This window comes from Microlunatus sp. YIM B11417 (genome assembly GCF_059617205.1).
In genome coordinates this window covers 164,652-182,102 of the sequence record NZ_JCAMPJ010000001.1, presented here as the reverse complement: position 1 = coordinate 182,102, position 17,451 = coordinate 164,652, and the positions used below count along the sequence as shown (strand labels likewise).

The window sequence follows — 17,451 nt, the reverse complement described above, 5'->3', positions numbered from 1 at the left end:
GCCTGCGCAACTCCACCTCGGAACTCGACCCGTTGGATCGCGGGTCAGCCGCCGCCGTCGAGGTCGGTCCGCTGCCGGCCGAGACGCAGCTCCGAGCCGACGAAGTCGATCTCGTAGAGCTTGCCGCGGGCGTTGGTGAAGGGCCGGTGCAAGATCAACAGCGGTCGGCCGGCCGAGCCGAGGGGCGTGAAGATCATTCCGTGACCACTGTCCTGCCGCACCAGCGGCCGGTGCTGGATCCAGGGCCCGGCGAGCGCGCCCGAGGGCGACACCGCGTAGGTCTGCACGTACCGGCCCTCGACCTGCGCGCGGTTCGTGGACTTCTCATAGGTGGACCAGAGCATGATCAACGCCCCGCCCGGCGAAGGGTAGAGCTGCGGACCGTCGGTGACGTACGGAGCGATCTGGGCCGTCGAGGGCTCCGGCAACTCCTCCCCGATCCAGGTCGCATCGGATCCCTTGAAGAGATGGATCGGATCGCCGGCCGCCCCGCTGAGGTCCTCCTCGAGCGGCACCGCCTCGATCGTGCCGTCGATCTTCTGCAGCCATTCGTGCGCGTACACCATCCAGGGCCGGCCCTCCGGATCGACGTGCAGCGTCCCGTCCAGATGCATGAAATTCTCGGGGCCGGCCGGGCGGTCCTGCAGCGGTACGAACTGGCCCATCAGGCTGTCCGCGACGGCGATGATCGTCCCGCGCTGGTAGTTCTCCACCTGGACCGGCAGGCCGTACGGGCCCGGAGGCGGCACCGGGATCGTCCTGTCCTTGTTGTGCAGCGTCGTGAACAGGTAGTAGCGGCCGCGGTACTCATGCACCTCCGGAGCCCACCCACCGTCGGTCGCCCACCCGCCCGCTTCGGTACGGAACACGACGACCGGGCGGGTCCAGTCGCGGAGGTTGCGGCTGCGGTAGACCATCGTGCCGGTGACCGTCTCGCCGGTCATCGCCGCGACGTTCGAGGTGTACAGGTGGTAGTGCTGCGTCTGCTGGTCGGCCACGACGTACGGATCGTGGAGCGGCATCTCGGGCAGCCGCAGCGGATAGCCGGGCTCTGCGGACGATGACATGCGTGATCACGACTCCTTGCCGGGGCGATCGATGGGGACATTGTCGTCCGTCATTCTCGGGCGCGCTCTGGATCACCCCGTTGCCGGTGATGGTGTCCGATCCGGGAGAGCCCGTTCGTAGGGAGGGCAAGAAGACCTTTCGCTACGAACGAGGAGATTTCGATCATGTACGCATTCGCCACCAAGCGCGGAACCAAGATCGCGGTGTGGGTCGTGTCCGGGCTGCTCGCGGCGTTCTTCGTGTTCGTCGGCAGCAGCAAGGCGCTGATGGCGTGGGACGTGATGGCCGCGGCGTCGATGGGAATCCCGGTGATCCTGCTCAAGATCGCCGGGTTCGCGGAGCTGTTCGGAGCGGTCGGGTTGATCGTGCCCGCGCTGACCCGGATCGCGCCGGTGCTGACGCCGGTCGCGGCCACGGGACTGGTGCTGACCATGGTCGGCGCGACCGGGGTGGAGATCGCGCTGGGCCGGCCGGTGACGGCGGCCGAGGCTGCGGTCGCCGGAGTGCTGGCGGCCTTCGTCGCGGTGGTCCGGTTCGCGGAACTGGAAGCGACGACCTCCCGTGGAGTTGCGGAGTTCGGCACCCGCCACGGCGTGTCTGCTGGTGCGGCCTGAGGCCGTACGCGATGATCTTCGGACTCAGGCGGCCTGTTCGTCGCGATCGGCGACGAGCAGGCCGTCGACGAGTCCGGGGTCTGCCGGGCGGCGGCGAGCGGCCATGAGCAGCGTGCCATGATCGGGCCGTAACCACACCCCGATCCGTTGGAGGCCTGTATGACCGGCGTCGCCCCGCTCATCCAACTGCGCAACGGCGCGAAGCTGCCCGCCCTCGGTCTCGGCACCTACGGGCTGACCGGCGATGCCGGCGTCGCTTCCGTACGGACCGCGCTGCAGACCGGCTACCGACTGCTCGACACCGCGGAGAACTATCGCAACGAGGAGACCGTCGGGGCCGGCGTCGCCGCCTCCGGCGTGCCCCGGTCCGAGGTGTTCGTCACCAGCAAGTTCAACCGTGAGTGGCACAGCGTCGACGGCGCGCGGCAGGCGTTCCAGGCCAGCATCGCGCGGCTCGGCCTGGACTACCTCGACCTGCTGCTGATCCACTGGCCGAACCCCGACCAGGATCAGTACGTGGACGCCGTCCGCGGGCTGCAGGCGCTGCTGGACGACGGGCTGGTCCGGGCGATCGGCACCTCGAACTTCAAGCCGGCCCACCTGCGCCGGGTGATCGACGAGACCGGGATCGTGCCGGACGTCAACCAGATCCAGCTCAACCCGTACCACCCGCGGGAGGAGGACCGGGCCTTCGCCGCCGAGCACGGCATCGTGATCGAGTCGTGGACCCCGATCGGCGGCTCCGGTGACGGGCTGCGGACCGAGCCGGTGATCACCGAGATCGCCCGCGCCCACGACCGGACGACCGCGCAGGTGATCTTGCGCTGGCACCACCAGCTCGGCCTGGTGGCGATCCCGAAGTCCGGGGATCCGCAGCGGTTGGCCGAGAACCTGGCGATCTTCGACTTCGAGCTCAGCGCCGACGAGCTGACCGCGATCGCCGCGCTGGACCGGAAGGGCGAGGGTCTCGCCGACTCCGATCAGGCGGGCCACTGACCCGGTCTAGTCGACCGGCGGTGGGTCGGCGGCCCGCCGGGTCCGGGTCGCACCGACGCTGGCGATCACCACGCAGGCCAGCGCGATCCACTGGGTGAGGCTGAGGAACTCGGCCAGCATGATCATTCCGGCCAGCGCGGCGACGCCCGGCTCCAGGCTCATCAGGATCCCGAACACACCCGGCGGGATCCTTCGCAGGGCGAGCATCTCCAGGCTGTACGGGATCACGGAGCTCATCAGTCCGATCGCGACGCCCAAGATCAACACCTGCGGCTGCAGCAACGCTGGGCCCGACTCGGCGATCGCGAACGGGGTCAGCCCGAGGGTGCCGATCGTGCTCGCCACGGCGAGCCCGGACAGCCCGGACCAGCTGCGGCCGGTCCGGGCGCTGAGCAGGATGTAGCAGGCCCAGCACAGTCCGGCCAGCAGCGCGAAGGCGACGCCGGGCAGGTTCAGGCCGGCCGGCGAGAAGCCGAGGATCGCCACGCCCGCGCCGGCCAGGATCACCCAGACCAGGTCCCGGGCCCGCCGCGACATGATCACCGCGACGGTGAGCGGCCCGAGGAACTCGATGGTCACCGCGACGCCGATCGGGATCCGGGCCATCGACTGGTAGATCGCCCAGTTCATCACCAGCAGCGTGATCCCGAACCCGGTCACCAGCAGCCAGTCCTGCCGGGAGCGGCCGCGCAGCCGAGGCCGTACCATGATCAACAACAGCACCGCGGAGCTGGTCAGCCGGAGCCAGACCATCGCGGTCGGCGAGACCACGTGGAACAGGTTCTTCGCGATCGCGGCACCGAACTGCACCGAGACGATGCCGATCAGCACCAGCCAGACCGCCGGCACCCGGCCGGCCAGCCGATCCAGCCGCCCCTGCGGGTCGGCCTCCCCCAAGGGCTCCGCGGACGTCACGGCCCCACTGTCTCAGACCCCGCCCATGCCCCCGCGCGCCGTCCACTTCACACACTTTCCTGGCGCTTTACCCACGTTGCAACCTGTGCAATGTGCCAGTTTTTCACGTTAACGTGAAAAACCGACAGGTCAGCGGGCGGAGCCGAGCGCGACGGCCACGTCGAAGGCGTGCCGGTAGGCGCCCTGGTTGGCCGAGCGGGTGCCGACCAGGTCGAACGCGGTGCCGTGGGCGGGGGTGCAGACGCCGACGCTGAGGCCGCCGGCCAGGGTGACGCCGCGGTCGAAGCCGAGCAGCTTGACGGCGATCTGGCCCTGGTCGTGATACATGGTCAGTACGCCGTCGAAGGCGCCGTCGCGGGCCCGGAGGAAGATCGTGTCGCTCGGGTACGGGCCGGTCGCCGCGACGCCGCGGCGGGCCAGCTCGGCCACCGCCGGCTCGATGATGTCGAGCTCGTGCCGGCCGAACCGGCCGCCCTCGCCGGCGTGCGGGTTGAGCGCGCAGACGCCGATCCGGGGGTTCTCGAGGCCGCGGGCCCGGAGCACCTGCTGGAGCAGCAGGCCGCGTTCGACCACGAGGTCGTACGTGATCAGGTCGGCCACCTCGGCGATCGAGCAGTGCGAGGTGACCCGGGCGGTGATCAAGTCCGGCAGCACGTTGAGCTCGGTGGCCCGGGTGCCGTCGTCGAGGACCGTCTCGAACCAGGACATCTCGTCGTTCTCGGTCATCCCGGCCAGGTGCAGCGAGGACTTGTTCAGCGGGGCGAAGACGATCGCATCGACCGCGCCTTCCTGGGACAGCTCCAGGGCGCGGCGCAGGCTCGCCATGGCCCACCGGCCGCCGGCCTCGGTCGCCGCGCGCCGGACGAACCCGCCGGCCGGCCGCTCGCCACCGTTCTCCACCAGGGTCGGCATGCCGTCACCATGATCACGGGACCAGTCGAACTCGACACCGGCATCGGCCATCGCGTCGGTCAGTTCGGTCTCGTCGCCGACCAGGACGATCTCCGCCTGCCGGGAGCTGTCCGGGTCGGCCAGCTGCCGGGCGACCAGCTCGGGCCCGATGCCGGCCGGATCCCCGAAGGTCAAGGCGATCCGCGGTTTCGTCGTCATGATCAACTCCTGTCCTTCCGGGGCAGCAGGCTCCGGAGGTAGCGCTGGTTCGTGGCACAGACGCCGAGGCTGTCTCCACCGTAGTGTTCCATCAGCAGGATGCCGTCGTAGCCGACGGCCACCGCGTCCTTGATCACCTGCCGGTAGTTGATCAAGCCGGTTTCCAGCGTCGACGGAGTCGAGGTGAACCAACTGCCGTCGGCGGCCTCGTCACGCTGGTAGTTCTTCAGGTGCCAGTAGTTGGCGTACGGCAGCGTCTTTGCGTACAGCTCGCGCCAGTCCTCGACCCGGCGGTGCAGCCGGATCAGGTTGCCGACGTCGGGATTGAGGCCGACGTTGTCCAGCCCGATCTCCTCGATCAGCCGGACCGCGCCTGCGGCGGTGCCGAGATAGGTGTCCTCGTACAGCTCCAGCGACAGCCGCAACCCGACCTCGGCGGCATGCCGGCCGAGTTCGCGGAGCCGCGACACGGCCGCCGACCACACCTCGGGATCGTCCGGATCCTCGGGGCCGGGTGCCGTCCAGAACCACAGCGCCGACCGCTGCGCCGCGCTGAACGGCTGGTGCAGCCCGGTCGAGAAGACCTCCATCCCCCAGGCGGCAGCGGCATCGATGGACCGGTGGGCGTAGTCGACGTTGGCCTGTTCGTGACCGGGCATGATCACGCTCTTCCGCTGGACGTGCAGCGACGGGATGGTGATCGTGAACTCGGCTGCCAGCGCCAGCAGCTCGTCCCGCCGGGCGGACTCGTAGTCGGCCGGACGGAGATGACTGTCGGCCAGCTCGATCCGGTCGAAGCCGAGATCGGCCACCTCCCGGAACACCTCCCGCCAGACCTCGGGCTCGGCATCGTGCAGCGGCACGCCGTCGCGGCCGATGGGAGGGATGCCGTGCAGGCAGGTGGCGATCGGCCAGTCATCGGCCGAGTACGGAACCGCGGCGTCGGGGGTCATGGTGCTCCTCGTTCGGGGCGCAACCCCCGAGGCTCGGAGGCACCGCCGTTGGCAGCATCTACCTATATCCTATAGGATGTTTGGCATTGAATCCATCTGCGGCGGACGAAGGAGTCTCCATGGCGGCAGAACATCCGGCGGCTGAGGCGGCCACCGATCGGCGGCCGGGTCCCGGTGGCGGGCGCTCGACCTGGGTCCGCTGGCAGATCTTCGCGATCCTCTGGATCCTGGTGCTGCTCAACTTCATCGACCGCTCGACGCTGTCGATCGCGATGCCGTTCATCTCGCAGGAGTTCAGCCTCACGCCCGAACTGCAGGGCGTCATCCTCGGCTCGTTCTTCTGGACCTACCTGCTGTTCCAGATCCCCGGCGGCTGGTTGCTGGACCGGTTCGGGCCGCGGGCCATCGTCGGCGTGGCCGGCGTCGTCTGGGGCGTGTTCCAGATGCTCGGCGGCTTCGTCAACGGCGCCCTCTTCCTGACCGTCAGCCGGCTCGGCCTGGGCGCCAGCGAGGCTCCGGTCTTCCCGGCCGGGGCCAAGCTCAACTCCAACTGGCTGCCGCCGAAGGAGCGGGCCCGCGGGGCGACCTTCATCGACGCGGCCGGGCCGTTCGGCTCCGCGGTCGGCGGGCTGATCGTCACCTGGATCATCGGGGCCACCGGCGGCTGGCGCTGGGCGTTCGTGATCACCGGGGCGATCACGATCCTGGTCGCGGGAGCGTACTGGTTCTACCTTCGTGATCATCCCCGTGATCACCGCCGGGTGAACCGGGCCGAGCTGGCCGAGATCGAAGATCAACTCGGTGGGGTCGACGCGGCCGAGGCGCCGAAGGCACTGCCGCGGATCACCGACTATCTCAGGTCCCGATCGTTCTGGGGCATGATGGTCGGCCGGCTCGGCTGGGCCACCATCTGGTGGGGCATCATCTCTTGGACACCGAGCTATCTGGCGAAGCAGTTCGGCTTCGGACTGGCCGAGCTCGGTTGGGGCACCTTCCTCGTGTACGGGGCGGGCGTCCTCGGCCAGCTGGTGGCCGGGTTCACGGTCGACCGGTGGCGGCAGCAGACCTCCCGCTACAACCGGGTGATGAAGACCGTGTTCGGCGTCTCCGGTGTCGGCACCGCGCTGGCGATCTTCGCCATCCCGCCGGTGACGAACGGGATGGCGGCCGTCGCGCTGCTCGCGGTCGCGGTGTTCTTCATCAACTTCGGCGGCCTCTACTGGGCCATCCCGGCCTGGCTGGCACCGAAGCCGCAGGTCGGCACGGTCGGCGGCGTGATGAACGTCGCCTCGTCCGGCGGCGGCGGGCTGGCGCCGGTCGTGATGGGCTTCGCCATCGGGGCGGCCGGCGGCGGCTTCGGCGGCGCGTTCCTGTTCCTGGGCGTCGCCGCGGTGGTCTACTTCGTCGGCTCGATGATCATCGACTTCGAACGGCCGCTGGCGGCGGTGCGGGCGTGACGCGCTACACGGGTGACCTGGTCGACGCCCACCACCACTTCTGGGAGCCGGCCGCCGGGCGGCAGCCGTGGCTCCGGCCCGAGGCCAGGATTCCGTTCCGGTACGGGGACTACGAGGCCATCAAGCGGGACTACCTGCCGCCCGACCTGGTCCGCGACGCCGCCTCGGCCGGGCTCCGGCTGATCGGCTCGGTCACCATGGAGACGGAGTGGGACGACGACGATCCGCTCGGCGAGATCGCCCACATCGAAGGCGTCCACCGGCGGTACGGACTGCCGTCGGCCGCGATCGGCCGGGTGCGCCTGGACCGGCCGGACGCCCCGCGGCTGATCGAGGCGATGGCCGCGCGGCCGATCGTTCGTGGGATCAGGCACAAGCCTGGTCAGACCACGTCGCCCGCTGATCATGGGCCGACCCTGCTCTCCGCTCCGGCCTGGCGGGCCGGGTACGCCGAACTGGCCCGGAACGGCCTCGACTTCGAACTGCAGACGGCCTGGTGGCAGCTCGACGAGGCCGCCGAGCTGGTCCGCGCGTTTCCCGACACCGCGGTGACGATCAACCACACCGGCCTGCCGGCCGACCGGTCACCGGACGCGATCGAGAGCTGGGCCGCGGCCCTCGGCCGGATCGCCGCGCTGCCGCAGGTGTGGCTCAAGATCAGCGGGATCGGCGTGCCGGGCCGGCGCTGGACCGTCGCGGCCAACCGGGAGATCGTCGAGCGCGCCGTCTCCGCCTTCGGCGTGCGGCGGATCATGTTCGCCAGCAACTTCCCGGTCGACTCGCTCTGCGGCAGCTACGCCGAGATCATGGGCGGTTTCGCCGAACTCACCTCAGGCTGGTCGGCGGACGAACAGTACGCTGCGTTCGCCGGCAACGCGATCCGGCGCTATCGGCTGACGATCGGAGAGAGCCCCGATGACGCTGCGACTTCTTGATCATGTCGTGATCGACTGCTCGATGCCGATCGAGGAGCACTGGCGGTTCGCGCCGACGATCACGTACCGGGAAGGCACGGCGAAGGGCGGCTGCGCCTTCCACAGCACGGCTCTGACGATGAGCGCGCACGGCTTCACCCACGTCGACGCGCCTCGGCACGTCGACCCGGACGGCGACTGGCTGGCCGAGGTACCACTGCAGTCGATCATGGGCCCGGCCGTGATCATCGACGTCTCGGCGCTGGGCGACAACGCGCCGATCGACGTCCAACTGATCTCCGGGTCGGACGTCCGGCCCGGAGAGATCCTGCTGCTCCGCAGTGATCATGAAATCCGCTGGCCGACCACGACGCCCGAGTACTGGACCCGGGCGCCCTGGCTGACCCGGGCCGCCGCCGAATGGGTGCGCGCCGCCGGCGTTTCCGCGATCGGCTTCGACTTCCCGCAGGACCGCGGCATCCGGGCCGACTACGCCGACGACTGGAGCCCTGCGGCCGAGCTGGACGACGACTGGCCGTGCCACAGGATCCTGCTGACGGCGGGGATCCCGCAGATCGAGTACCTGACCAACCTGGCCGCGATCCCGGCCCAACGGTGCACCTTCGCCGCCGTACCGCTGCGGGTGCCCCGCTCCGACGGTGCCCCGGTCCGAGCGCTCGCCTTCCTCCCCTCCCGCTGACCGGTCACAACCGCGGGCTTTCTGGCGGCGTGTCGTAGCACAAGTGACCGGTGGGCGCGGTGGTGATCGGTCGGCGCGCGTCGAGTGCGGTGATCGGACGGCACGCGCGGAGTGCGGTGATCGGACGCGCAGCCCGGTGGGGATCGGGTCGGCCCGCGCGGGTGATCGGTCGGCCCAGCGAGGTGGGGTGATCGGTCGGCGAGGCGCGGTGGGCGGCCGGCCAGGTGCGGTGGGCGGTCGGCGCGGCGCAGCGGGCGATCGATCGGCGCAGCGCTGTGAGCGATCAGTCGGCGAGGCGCGGTCGGCGGCCGGCGAGGTGCGGTGGGCGTCCGCGCGGCGCAGCGGGCGATCGATCGGCGCAGCGCTGTGAGCGATCAGTCGGCGAGGCACGGATGATCGGTCGGCGCGCCAGAGATGATCGGTCGGCGCGCCAGAGATGATCGGTTGGCGCGCCGGAGGTGATCGGCGAATCGCTGGCAGCCCGGAGATCGGGGCCGCTGTCCCCTAGCGTGTGCTCATGCCCTCGAACCTCGCCTACCACGGCTCGCTCGGTGATCATTTCAACGTCAATGCTGCGAACAACGCGTACAACGCCCACATCGACCGGCCGGCGATGCTGGACCTGGTCGGCGACGTCGGCGCGCAACGGATCCTGGACGCGGGCTGCGGTGCCGGCTTCTATGCGGCCGCGCTGGCCGAGCGCGGCGCTTCGGTGCTCGGGCTCGAGGACAGTGGTGTCCTCGTCGAGCATGCGCGGGCCCGACTCGGCGACCGGGGCGAGATTCGGCAGCAGGACCTGAACGCTCCACTGGACGGGCTCGGCGACGGGTCGTTCGACGGGGTGCTGTGCGCGCTGGTGATCCATCATCTGGCGGACCGGCGGCGGTTCCTCGGCGAGGTTTTCCGGGTGCTCCGGCCGGGCGGCTGGTTCGCGCTCTCCACCACGCATCCGGCTGCGGACTGGCAGCACTTCCAGGATTCCTACTTCTCCGAGGCGTGGGTCGATCTGGCGGTCCAGAACAGTCCCCACTCGGTCCGGTTCCAGCGGATGAATCTGGAGGTCCTGATCGGCGAACTGCTCGGCGCCGGGTTCGTCCTGGAGCGTCTGATCGAGCCCCGCCCGGTCGAGGCTTATCGCGAACTCGATGCGGACCGGTATGCCCAACTGGTTCATCGGCCCACGCTGCTGGCTGTACGCCTCCGCCGGCCGTGACGCCGCGGCTCGTACCTGATCAAGGTTCGAGCCGGTACTCCCAGCCCTCCCGCCAGGCGAAGTCGGCGTTGATCAACTTCTCCAGCGGCTTGCCGTCGATGAAGTGGTCCAGGGCCCAGCGGGTCGTCACGTGGCCGATGATCAAGACCCGCGCGTCCGACCAGCGAAGCGGGAGGTCCTGCAGGAACCGACCGGCGCGCTCGACGGCTTGTCGCCAGCTCTCCCCGCCGGGGTACGGCACGTCGAGATGATCAGCCAGGTTCCGGTGCAACTCGCCGGACGGCATCCCGTTCCGTTCTCCGTAGTCACACTCCCGAAGCCGCCAGTCCAGCAGGATCGGCACCTCGGTACCGGCGAAGGCGACCGTTGCGGTCTGCGCGGCCCGGGTCAGGTCGGAGGCGAACACGGCGGCCAGGCCGTCGTTGCGGCGGCGGGCGCCGAGCTCCTCGGCCAGCCGGTGACCGCGCGCCGAGAGCTCACTGCCCCGCCAGCCCGAGGCCGCGCCGCGCTCGTTGTCCTGGCTGATGGAGTGCGTCTCGTACACGATCTCGACGGCCATCCGCCAAGCCTGCCAGGGAACCTCCTGCCGCCGCGCCCTCCGCCGCGCCGAGTGGTCAGCTCTGCAGCGACACGCCGCGAAAAACGCCTGCTTCCGGGACCGGTCGGCGGGTTTCAGTGGCCGGAGAGGGAGCGGTTGCGGACGCCGGTGACGTGGCGGCGGAGGGCCTCGGCTGCGCCGGCCGGATCGCTCTCGTACGCCTTCAGGACAGCCTCGTGTTCGGCCACGGCCTCCCGGACGTCCTCCGGACCGCGCAGCGCGGCCTGGCGCATCCGATGGGTCAGCGCGCCGAGACCGTCGTACATCTCCACCAGGTAGCGATTGCCGGAGTGCGCGAAGATCACGTCGTGGAAGGCGCGGTCGGCGTCGAAGTAGCGCTGGGTCACCGGCAGCGGCACCGGCTCGTCGCCCGCGGCGAGCACCTCGTCGCTGGCGGCGCGGTGCCGGGCGTGCGCCTCGCGGAGTTCGGGCAGCAGGCGGTCGGTCGCGGCGGCCGACAACCGGGCTGCGGTCTCCTCCAGCATGATCCGGGCGTCGAACAGCTCGGTCAGCTGCGCGGGGTCCAGCGGCGGCGCGACCCGGTAGCCCTTGAGCGCCTCCCTCGTGACCAGCCCGGTCCGTTCGAGTTGGACCAGGGCCTCCCGGACCGGGGTCGGCGACACGGACAGGTCCCGGGCCATGGTGTCGATCGACAGCCGTTCGCCGGCCTCGATCTCGCCGGACAGCAGCAACTCGAGCACCCGGTCGTAGACCTGGTCCCGCAACGCCCGCCGGTCCAGCCGGCCCTCACCGGTGCTCATGCGGAAATCCTATAGGAAGAAGGAAAAGCGCGGGCTCAGTTGATCCCCTTCCGCATCACCACGGCCAGCGCCTCGAGGGTCGCCGGGTCGCCCTCGGTGATCACCTCGCCGTACGGGGTGCGGCGCCAGAGCCAGCAGTCGAGATCGGCCGCCGTCCCGGTGATCACGGCGGACGGCTCGACGCCGGGCACGGCCACGTCGAGCGTCAGCAGGTCGTGTTCGGTGCCGGACCGGCTGGTGCCGGTGAACCGCCCGACCTGGGTACGCCAGCGATCGCCGGTGTCGGTGCTGACCAACTCGATCACCCGGGCCGGATCGGGCCGGAACTCGCCCCAGTCGCGCGGCGGATCGCCGTACATCACCGTGAGCGCCTCGGCCACACCATCCGCGGCCAGCGCCGGGTCGAGCGGCGTCCGGTCGCCGGCGGTGAGCTCGGCGTCGACCCGGTGGATCAGCGCCTCATGCGCCTGCCGCCGGCGGCTGAACCCGGCCGTCTGCTCCTCGGCCCAGCTCCACGCCGGAGTCTCCGCCGGGATCGCGGCCAGCGCCTCGCGCAGCGCCGTGGTGGCCATCGTGAAGAACGCACCAAGATCAGCGGGACGCTCCGGTTCCGGCAGCGCCTCGACGTCCGCGGTCTCGGTGAGCGGCCCGCCGACGATCCGGGCCCAGAACCACTGCACCTCGCCGAGGTGGAACCAGAGGTCGGCCGCGGTCCAGTCCGGGCAGCTCGGCACCCGACGGTCCTGCGGTGTCCGGGCGATCACTTCGGCGAAACGGTCGGAGTCCGCGGCGAGGGCGCCGAGGTAGTCGAGTGGAGCCATGGCCGTACCGTAGGAGACGGGTGGTGATCATGACGAACGATTTGCCCGCGGTCCCGGCCGCCGACCTGCTGGAACGGCTCCGCCGGTGGGAGGAGTCCGGCGCGACCTGGCACGTGCTGACCAGGTCCGAGCGCGGCGTCACGGTGTCGCTCTGCCGGTGCGACGACGGCGAGGAGGTGGAACGGCTGCGCTCCGACGACCCGATCGCGGTAGCCCTGCTGCACGGCCGGACCGGCAGCGACGACGGCTGCTGAGCACCACACATTCCGTGCACGACGAAGGGCCCCGCGATCGCTCGCGGGGCCCTCCGGTCGGACTTACGGGGTGTGATCAGCCTTCGGCGGCCTGCTTGTCGCCGTCGCTGCCGCTGCCCTTGACCACGTCGAACTCGGCGGGCGGGGCGTCCGGCAGGGACGAGCGCGGCGTGCCGGTGAAGGTGAACGCCTGCTCCGAACCCTCGTCGGCGACATCCACGAGCACGATCTCACCGGACTTCAGCTCCGAGAACAGGATCTTCTCGGCCAGGACGTCCTCGATGTCGCGCTGCAGGGCCCGCCGCAACGGCCGGGCGCCGAGCACCGGGTCGTACCCGCGCTTGGCGATCAGTCGCTTCGCGGCGGGGGTCAGCTCGATGCCCATGTCCTTGTCCTTCAGGCGACCCTCGATCTCGGTCACCATCAGGTCGACGATCCGCTCGATGTCCTCCAGCGACTGCTGGTGGAACACGATGACCTCGTCGATCCGGTTCAGGAACTCCGGCCGGAAGTTCTGCTTCAGCTCGTCGGTGACCTTGGCCTTCATCTTCTCGTACGAGCCGCCGGTGTCGCCGGCCTGCGCGAAGCCCAGGCTGACCGACTTCGCGATGTCCCGGGTGCCCAGGTTGGTGGTCATGACGATCACCGTGTTCTTGAAGTCGACCACCCGGCCCTGGGCGTCGGTCAGCCGACCTTCGTCCAGGATCTGCAGCAGCGAGTTGAAGATGTCCGGGTGGGCCTTCTCGATCTCGTCGAACAGGACCACGCTGAACGGCTTCCGGCGCACCTTCTCGGTGAGCTGGCCGCCCTCCTCGTACCCGACGTAGCCGGGCGGGGAGCCGAACAGCCGGGAGGCCGTGTGCTTCTCGGAGAACTCGCTCATGTCGAGCGTGATCATGGCGTCCTGATCACCGAACAGGAACTCGGTCAGCACCTTGGTCAGATGCGTCTTGCCGACGCCCGACGGCCCGGCGAAGATGAACGAGCCGCTCGGCCGGCGCGGGTCCTTCAGGCCGGCCCGGGTCCGGCGGATCGACCGGGCCAGAGCCTTGACCGCATCCTCCTGACCGATGTAGCTCTTGCCGATCTCGTCCTCCATCCGCAGCAGACGCGAGGACTCCTCCTCGGTCAGCTTGAAGACGGGGATGCCGGTCGCCGTGGACAGCACCTCGGCGATGATCTCCTCGTCGACCTCGGCCACCACGTCCAGGTCGCCCGACTTCCACTGGGCTTCCCGCTCGGCGCGCTGGGCCAGCAGCTTCTTCTCGTCGTCACGCAGCCCGGCCGCCCGCTCGAAGTCCTGGGCGTCGATCGCGGTCTCCTTCTCCAGCCGTACGGCCGCGACCTTCTCGTCGAACTCGCGCAGGTCCGGCGGCGCGGTCATCCGGCGGATCCGGAGCCGGGCGCCGGCCTCGTCGATCAGGTCGATCGCCTTGTCCGGCAGGAACCGGTCGGAGATGTAGCGGTCGGCCATCTGGGCCGCACCGACCAGCGCCTGGTCGGTGATCGTGACCCGGTGGTGCGCCTCGTACCGGTCGCGCAGGCCGCGCAGGATGTCGATCGTGTGGGCGATCGACGGCTCGGCGACCTGGATCGGCTGGAACCGCCGCTCGAGGGCGGCGTCCTTCTCCACGTACTTGCGGTATTCGTCGAGCGTGGTGGCGCCGATGGTCTGCAGCTCGCCGCGGGCCAGCATCGGCTTCAGGATGCTGGCGGCGTCGATCGCGCCCTCGGCCGCACCGGCGCCGACCAGGGTGTGGATCTCGTCGATGAAGAGGACCACGTCGCCGCGGGTGCGGATCTCCTTGAGGACCTTCTTCAGGCGTTCCTCGAAATCACCGCGATACCGGGAGCCGGCCACCAGCGCGCCGAGGTCCAGCGTGTAGATCTGCTTGTCGCGCAGGGTTTCCGGCACGTCGCCACGGACGATCGCCTGGCTCAGCCCCTCGACGACGGCGGTCTTGCCGACGCCGGGCTCGCCGATCAGCACCGGGTTGTTCTTGGTGCGCCGGGACAGCACGGTCATCACGCGCTCGATCTCGGTCTCCCGGCCGATCACCGGGTCGAGCTTGTTCTCCCGCGCGTCCTTGGTCAGGTTGCGGCCGAACTGGTCCAGCACCATCGAGGAGGACGGCGCATTGCTGCCCTGCTCGGGAGCGCCGGAGGTCGCGGCCTCCTTGCCCTGGAACCCGCTGAGCAGCTGCAGCACCTGGTTGCGGACCCGGTTCAGGTCGGCGCCGAGCTTGACCAGCACCTGGGCGGCGACGCCCTCGCCCTCCCGGATCAGGCCGAGCAGGATGTGCTCGGTGCCGATGTAGGCGTGGTTGATCTGCAGGGCTTCCCGCAGGCTCAGCTCCAGCACCTTCTTGGCCCGCGGCGTGAACGGGATGTGCCCGCTCGGAGACTGCTGACCGTGGCCGATGATCTCCTCGACCTTCTGCCGGACTGCCTCGAGCGAGATGTTCAGCGACTCGAGCGCCTTGGCGGCGACTCCTTCGCCCTCGTGGATGAGACCCAGCAGGATGTGCTCGGTCCCGATGTAGTTGTGGTTCAGCATCCGGGCCTCTTCTTGCGCCAACACCACGACGCGCCGGGCCCTGTCGGTAAACCGTTCGAACATTCCCATCTCCCTCGGCTCGGATGCGGGGCCCCGACCTCGAGCAGGGGGTCCGCATCTCGTCACCACTGTACTCAGCGGGACCGCCGGGCCTGCCGGTGTTCCGCCCCGGATGGCACCTCATCGCTAACAGCGAAACTGCGCCGACGGCCGAGGGGCGGGAAAAGTCGTTGCACCGACGGGACGGGTCGGCGTTGGCTGAGCGGCGTGACCGAACTGCGCACCGACCGCCTGCTGCTGCGCCGCTGGCGCGACTCCGATCTCGCGCCGTGGGCCGCGATCAACGCCGACCCGGAGGTACGCCGGCACCTCGGCCCGGTGCTGACCCGGGCCGAGAGCGACGCGTCGGTGGCGCGCTACGAGGCCGACTTCGACCGGCGCGGGTACGGCTGGTGGGCGGTCGAGGTGCTGGCCACAGGTGAGCTGATCGGCTTCGTCGGCCTGGACGACGTGGAGGACGAACTGCCGTTCGGTGGCGTGGAGATCGGCTGGCGGCTGGCCCGGTCGGCCTGGGGCCAGGGGTACGCCAGCGAGGCCGCCCGGGCGGTCCTCGACTTCGGCTTCGACGTGCTCGGCCTGGCCGAGATCCTCGCCCTGACCACGGCGACGAACGTCCGGTCGCAGGCCGTGATGGAGCGGATCGGCATGGTTCGGGACCCGGCCCGGGACTTCGACGATCCCGGCGCCCCCGAAGGGCCGTTGCGCCCGAATGTGACGTACCGGATCGGGCGCGGGGCCGTCCGGAGTGGTCCTGCCGTCCGGAGTGGTCAGCGGCGCACCTGAAAGCGCAGGTGGAGCACCCGGTCGCCCTGGATCACGACGTCGGGATCCTCCAGCAGGTGCTGGCCGCCGACCGCCCCGAAGAAGCGCTTGCCGCGACCGAGCACGGCGGGCACGACGTCCATCCGCACCTCGTCGACCAGGCCCGCGGCGAGCGCCTGGCCGCCGACGTCGCCGGCCGCGATCTCGACGGTGCGCCCGGCGGCGAGTTCCTGCGCCCGGGCCAGGGCCGCCTCGATGCCGTCGACGAAATGGAACGGAGCCTCGGCGTCCCAGCTGTCCGGCGCCGGCCGGTGGGTCACGACGATCACATGGTCGATGCCGGCCGGCGGCTTCCCGTCCCAGCCGTCGGTGAGGTCGAAGACGTGGCGACCCGCGATGGTCACGCCGATCTCGTCCCAGTACGGCCGGACGTAGTCGTACGACGTCTGCGACACCTTGACGAAGCCGGTGTCGTCCAGCGGTACGTCACCGCTGGTCAACCAGTCGAACAGCGGTCCGGGCTGATCGTTCTCGTCGGCGATGAAGCCGTCCACCGACACCGAGGCGTACATGACCACCTTGCCCACGGGGCACTCCTTTGCTCGAGGTGCCCACAAGCTAGCCGGGCGTGCGCCGGTCGATCTTGTAAGAAATCAATCCGCCGGCAGCGGCCAGCTGTTCAGTACGTGGCCCGGGTGTTCGCGGAGGAACCGCCGCCGGACCTCCGCGTACCGGGTCGGGGTGAGCCCGGTGAAGGCCCGGAACTCGTGGCCGAAGTGGGCCTGGTCGAAGTAGCCCGCGCGGGCCGCGACGTCGCCCCAGTCGATCGGCCCGGCGAAGTCGATCGCGAACACCGTGCCGGTGAAGCGGTAGTTGCGGGCCAGCCGCTTGGGCGTGAAGCCGACGACCTCCTTGAACCGCTTCGCCAGCTGGGTGCTGCTGACCCCGGCCGCCGCACTCAGGTCGCCGATCGCCACCGCCCCGCCGGCCGCCGCGATGACGCTGCTCACGTGCCGGACCAGGCCAAGGCCGATGGTCCCGCGCAGCCGTCGCAGCAGTTCCTGCTCGAGCAGGGCCAACATCTCCTGCGGCCCGCCCGCCGCGTCCAGCCGGTCCCGCAACTCGGTCACGGCGGCCCGCCCCCACACCTGTTCGACGGCCACCGGCCGGTCACACAGGTCGGTCGCCGGCATCGGCAGGAACGGGGCCAGCCCCCATGGCTTGAGATGGACCCCGACCGACCGGGTCCGCGGCGGATAGCCGAACTCCCAGGCCCGGGTCGGCATGGTGACCACGCAGCCGTCCCCGAATTCGGTGGTGCGGAGGTCGGTGCTCCGGCGGATCCGGAAGGGATCGCCGAGGTTGATGATCAACAGGGACGACGGAGCCGGCGGCAAGGTCAGCCGCGGGTACGGGGGCGAGCCGTCCAGGTAGTAGAGATCGTCGATCAGCCCGTCCAGTGGCGGCCGTGGCACTCTGGACACGTACTGCACATCCACAGGATCGCAGATGATCACGGGGCCGGAGACTTCGAATTCCGAGGGACCTCAGAAATTGCCGCGTGGCATTCGCCAAAACACCATTTCCAGAGGAATGCCGACCCCGTCCGCCGGCGAGCCCGTCTCCTCCCGCTAGTGGCCCCGTCACCGACCCCGCCCAAAGTCCCCACTTCGCCGCTAGTGGCCCGCGGCACCCACG

General features: G+C 70.1%; 18 protein-coding genes. 8 read left to right on the top strand and 10 right to left on the bottom strand.

The features are described from left to right. Positions 1 to 44: 44 nt before the first annotated feature. A complete protein-coding gene (locus AC6CCG_RS00890) occupies positions 45 to 1,067 on the bottom strand; it encodes a glycoside hydrolase family 43 protein (RefSeq protein ID WP_496652553.1) in 1,023 nt (340 codons plus the stop codon). A 165-nt stretch (positions 1,068 to 1,232) separates the two neighbouring features. Between AC6CCG_RS00890 and AC6CCG_RS00885 the strand changes: the two genes are divergently transcribed. Beyond that, positions 1,233 to 1,682, top strand: coding sequence for a DoxX family protein (locus AC6CCG_RS00885; protein WP_496652552.1), 450 nt, complete (start codon positions 1,233 to 1,235; stop codon positions 1,680 to 1,682). 159 nt (positions 1,683 to 1,841) lie between these two features. Then, positions 1,842 to 2,678 carry an aldo/keto reductase gene (locus AC6CCG_RS00880; RefSeq protein WP_496652551.1) on the top strand — a complete coding sequence of 279 codons (837 nt, stop codon included), beginning with the start codon at positions 1,842 to 1,844 and terminating at the stop codon, positions 2,676 to 2,678. A 6-nt stretch (positions 2,679 to 2,684) separates the two neighbouring features. Here the strand turns inward: AC6CCG_RS00880 and AC6CCG_RS00875 are convergent, their stop codons facing one another. From AC6CCG_RS00875 to AC6CCG_RS00865, 3 genes are all read right to left on the bottom strand, one after another. After that, positions 2,685 to 3,593 carry an EamA family transporter gene (locus tag AC6CCG_RS00875; protein ID WP_496652549.1) on the bottom strand — a complete coding sequence of 303 codons (909 nt, stop codon included), beginning with the start codon at positions 3,591 to 3,593 and terminating at the stop codon, positions 2,685 to 2,687. Positions 3,594 to 3,722: 129 nt separating this feature from the next. Then, a complete protein-coding gene (locus AC6CCG_RS00870) occupies positions 3,723 to 4,703 on the bottom strand; it encodes a 4-hydroxythreonine-4-phosphate dehydrogenase PdxA (protein WP_496652548.1) in 981 nt (326 codons plus the stop codon). A gap of 2 nt (positions 4,704 to 4,705) precedes the next feature. Beyond that, positions 4,706 to 5,656, bottom strand: coding sequence for a sugar phosphate isomerase/epimerase family protein (locus tag AC6CCG_RS00865; RefSeq protein ID WP_496652547.1), 951 nt, complete (start codon positions 5,654 to 5,656; stop codon positions 4,706 to 4,708). A 119-nt stretch (positions 5,657 to 5,775) separates the two neighbouring features. On the opposite strand from AC6CCG_RS00865, the gene AC6CCG_RS00860 reads away from it, so the two are divergent. From AC6CCG_RS00860 to AC6CCG_RS00845, 4 genes are all read left to right on the top strand, one after another. Beyond that, positions 5,776 to 7,113, top strand: coding sequence for an MFS transporter (locus AC6CCG_RS00860; RefSeq protein ID WP_496652546.1), 1,338 nt, complete (start codon positions 5,776 to 5,778; stop codon positions 7,111 to 7,113). Then, complete coding sequence (locus tag AC6CCG_RS00855) at positions 7,110 to 8,048, top strand: amidohydrolase family protein (RefSeq protein ID WP_496652545.1); 939 nt, start codon at positions 7,110 to 7,112, stop codon at positions 8,046 to 8,048. The genes AC6CCG_RS00860 and AC6CCG_RS00855 overlap by 4 nt, the downstream gene beginning before the upstream one ends. After that, entirely contained in the window at positions 8,029 to 8,727 is a 699-nt protein-coding gene (locus AC6CCG_RS00850) for a cyclase family protein (protein WP_496652544.1), read from the top strand. The genes AC6CCG_RS00855 and AC6CCG_RS00850 overlap by 20 nt, the downstream gene beginning before the upstream one ends. 517 nt (positions 8,728 to 9,244) lie before the next feature. Beyond that, positions 9,245 to 9,940: a class I SAM-dependent methyltransferase gene (locus tag AC6CCG_RS00845; RefSeq protein ID WP_496652543.1), complete on the top strand. Its 696-nt coding sequence runs from the start codon at positions 9,245 to 9,247 to the stop codon at positions 9,938 to 9,940. Positions 9,941 to 9,959: 19 nt separating this feature from the next. Here AC6CCG_RS00845 and AC6CCG_RS00840 read toward each other — a convergent pair whose 3' ends face one another. The 3 genes from AC6CCG_RS00840 to AC6CCG_RS00830 all read right to left on the bottom strand — a co-directional run bounded on the left by AC6CCG_RS00840 (position 9,960) and on the right by AC6CCG_RS00830 (position 12,120). Next, entirely contained in the window at positions 9,960 to 10,499 is a 540-nt protein-coding gene (locus AC6CCG_RS00840; RefSeq protein ID WP_496652541.1) for a histidine phosphatase family protein, read from the bottom strand. Between the two features lie 113 nt (positions 10,500 to 10,612). After that, positions 10,613 to 11,299: a GntR family transcriptional regulator gene (locus AC6CCG_RS00835; RefSeq protein ID WP_496652540.1), complete on the bottom strand. Its 687-nt coding sequence runs from the start codon at positions 11,297 to 11,299 to the stop codon at positions 10,613 to 10,615. 35 nt (positions 11,300 to 11,334) lie between these two features. Continuing rightward, positions 11,335 to 12,120 (bottom strand): maleylpyruvate isomerase family mycothiol-dependent enzyme, encoded by a 786-nt coding sequence (locus AC6CCG_RS00830; protein WP_496652538.1) that lies wholly within the window; start codon positions 12,118 to 12,120, stop codon positions 11,335 to 11,337. 29 nt (positions 12,121 to 12,149) lie between these two features. On the opposite strand from AC6CCG_RS00830, the gene AC6CCG_RS00825 reads away from it, so the two are divergent. Then, positions 12,150 to 12,374 carry a hypothetical protein gene (locus AC6CCG_RS00825; protein ID WP_496652537.1) on the top strand — a complete coding sequence of 75 codons (225 nt, stop codon included), beginning with the start codon at positions 12,150 to 12,152 and terminating at the stop codon, positions 12,372 to 12,374. Positions 12,375 to 12,450: 76 nt separating this feature from the next. Here the strand turns inward: AC6CCG_RS00825 and AC6CCG_RS00820 are convergent, their stop codons facing one another. Then, on the bottom strand, positions 12,451 to 14,994 hold the full coding sequence (locus AC6CCG_RS00820) for an ATP-dependent Clp protease ATP-binding subunit (protein WP_496652536.1): 2,544 nt from the start codon (positions 14,992 to 14,994) through the stop codon (positions 12,451 to 12,453). Between the two features lie 204 nt (positions 14,995 to 15,198). Here AC6CCG_RS00820 and AC6CCG_RS00815 point away from each other — a divergent pair, with 204 nt between their 5' ends. Then, a complete protein-coding gene (locus AC6CCG_RS00815; protein ID WP_496652535.1) occupies positions 15,199 to 15,774 on the top strand; it encodes a GNAT family N-acetyltransferase in 576 nt (191 codons plus the stop codon). On the opposite strand, the gene AC6CCG_RS00810 is transcribed toward AC6CCG_RS00815, so the two are convergent. After that, positions 15,759 to 16,340 carry a dihydrofolate reductase family protein gene (locus AC6CCG_RS00810; RefSeq protein ID WP_496652534.1) on the bottom strand — a complete coding sequence of 194 codons (582 nt, stop codon included), beginning with the start codon at positions 16,338 to 16,340 and terminating at the stop codon, positions 15,759 to 15,761. The two genes, AC6CCG_RS00815 and AC6CCG_RS00810, sit on opposite strands and share 16 nt — an antisense overlap. Positions 16,341 to 16,406: 66 nt before the next feature. Further along, positions 16,407 to 17,237: a helix-turn-helix domain-containing protein gene (locus AC6CCG_RS00805; protein WP_496652533.1), complete on the bottom strand. Its 831-nt coding sequence runs from the start codon at positions 17,235 to 17,237 to the stop codon at positions 16,407 to 16,409. Positions 17,238 to 17,451: the final 214 nt, after the last annotated feature.

Excerpts from the sequence above, each read along its gene's own strand:
- AC6CCG_RS00870 (WP_496652548.1), bottom strand. The coding sequence starts at position 4,703 with ATGACGACGAAACCGCGGATCGCCTTGACCTTCGGGGATCCGGCCGGC.
- AC6CCG_RS00860 (WP_496652546.1), top strand. The coding sequence starts at position 5,776 with ATGGCGGCAGAACATCCGGCGGCTGAGGCGGCCACCGATCGGCGGCCG.
- AC6CCG_RS00835 (WP_496652540.1), bottom strand. The coding sequence starts at position 11,299 with ATGAGCACCGGTGAGGGCCGGCTGGACCGGCGGGCGTTGCGGGACCAG.
- AC6CCG_RS00850 (WP_496652544.1), top strand. The coding sequence starts at position 8,029 with ATGACGCTGCGACTTCTTGATCATGTCGTGATCGACTGCTCGATGCCG.
- AC6CCG_RS00885 (WP_496652552.1), top strand. The coding sequence starts at position 1,233 with ATGTACGCATTCGCCACCAAGCGCGGAACCAAGATCGCGGTGTGGGTC.
- AC6CCG_RS00825 (WP_496652537.1), top strand. The coding sequence starts at position 12,150 with ATGACGAACGATTTGCCCGCGGTCCCGGCCGCCGACCTGCTGGAACGG.
- AC6CCG_RS00840 (WP_496652541.1), bottom strand. The coding sequence starts at position 10,499 with ATGGCCGTCGAGATCGTGTACGAGACGCACTCCATCAGCCAGGACAAC.
- AC6CCG_RS00845 (WP_496652543.1), top strand. The coding sequence starts at position 9,245 with ATGCCCTCGAACCTCGCCTACCACGGCTCGCTCGGTGATCATTTCAAC.
- AC6CCG_RS00820 (WP_496652536.1), bottom strand. The coding sequence starts at position 14,994 with ATGTTCGAACGGTTTACCGACAGGGCCCGGCGCGTCGTGGTGTTGGCG.
- AC6CCG_RS00880 (WP_496652551.1), top strand. The coding sequence starts at position 1,842 with ATGACCGGCGTCGCCCCGCTCATCCAACTGCGCAACGGCGCGAAGCTG.
- AC6CCG_RS00865 (WP_496652547.1), bottom strand. The coding sequence starts at position 5,656 with ATGACCCCCGACGCCGCGGTTCCGTACTCGGCCGATGACTGGCCGATC.
- AC6CCG_RS00890 (WP_496652553.1), bottom strand. The coding sequence starts at position 1,067 with ATGTCATCGTCCGCAGAGCCCGGCTATCCGCTGCGGCTGCCCGAGATG.
- AC6CCG_RS00830 (WP_496652538.1), bottom strand. The coding sequence starts at position 12,120 with ATGGCTCCACTCGACTACCTCGGCGCCCTCGCCGCGGACTCCGACCGT.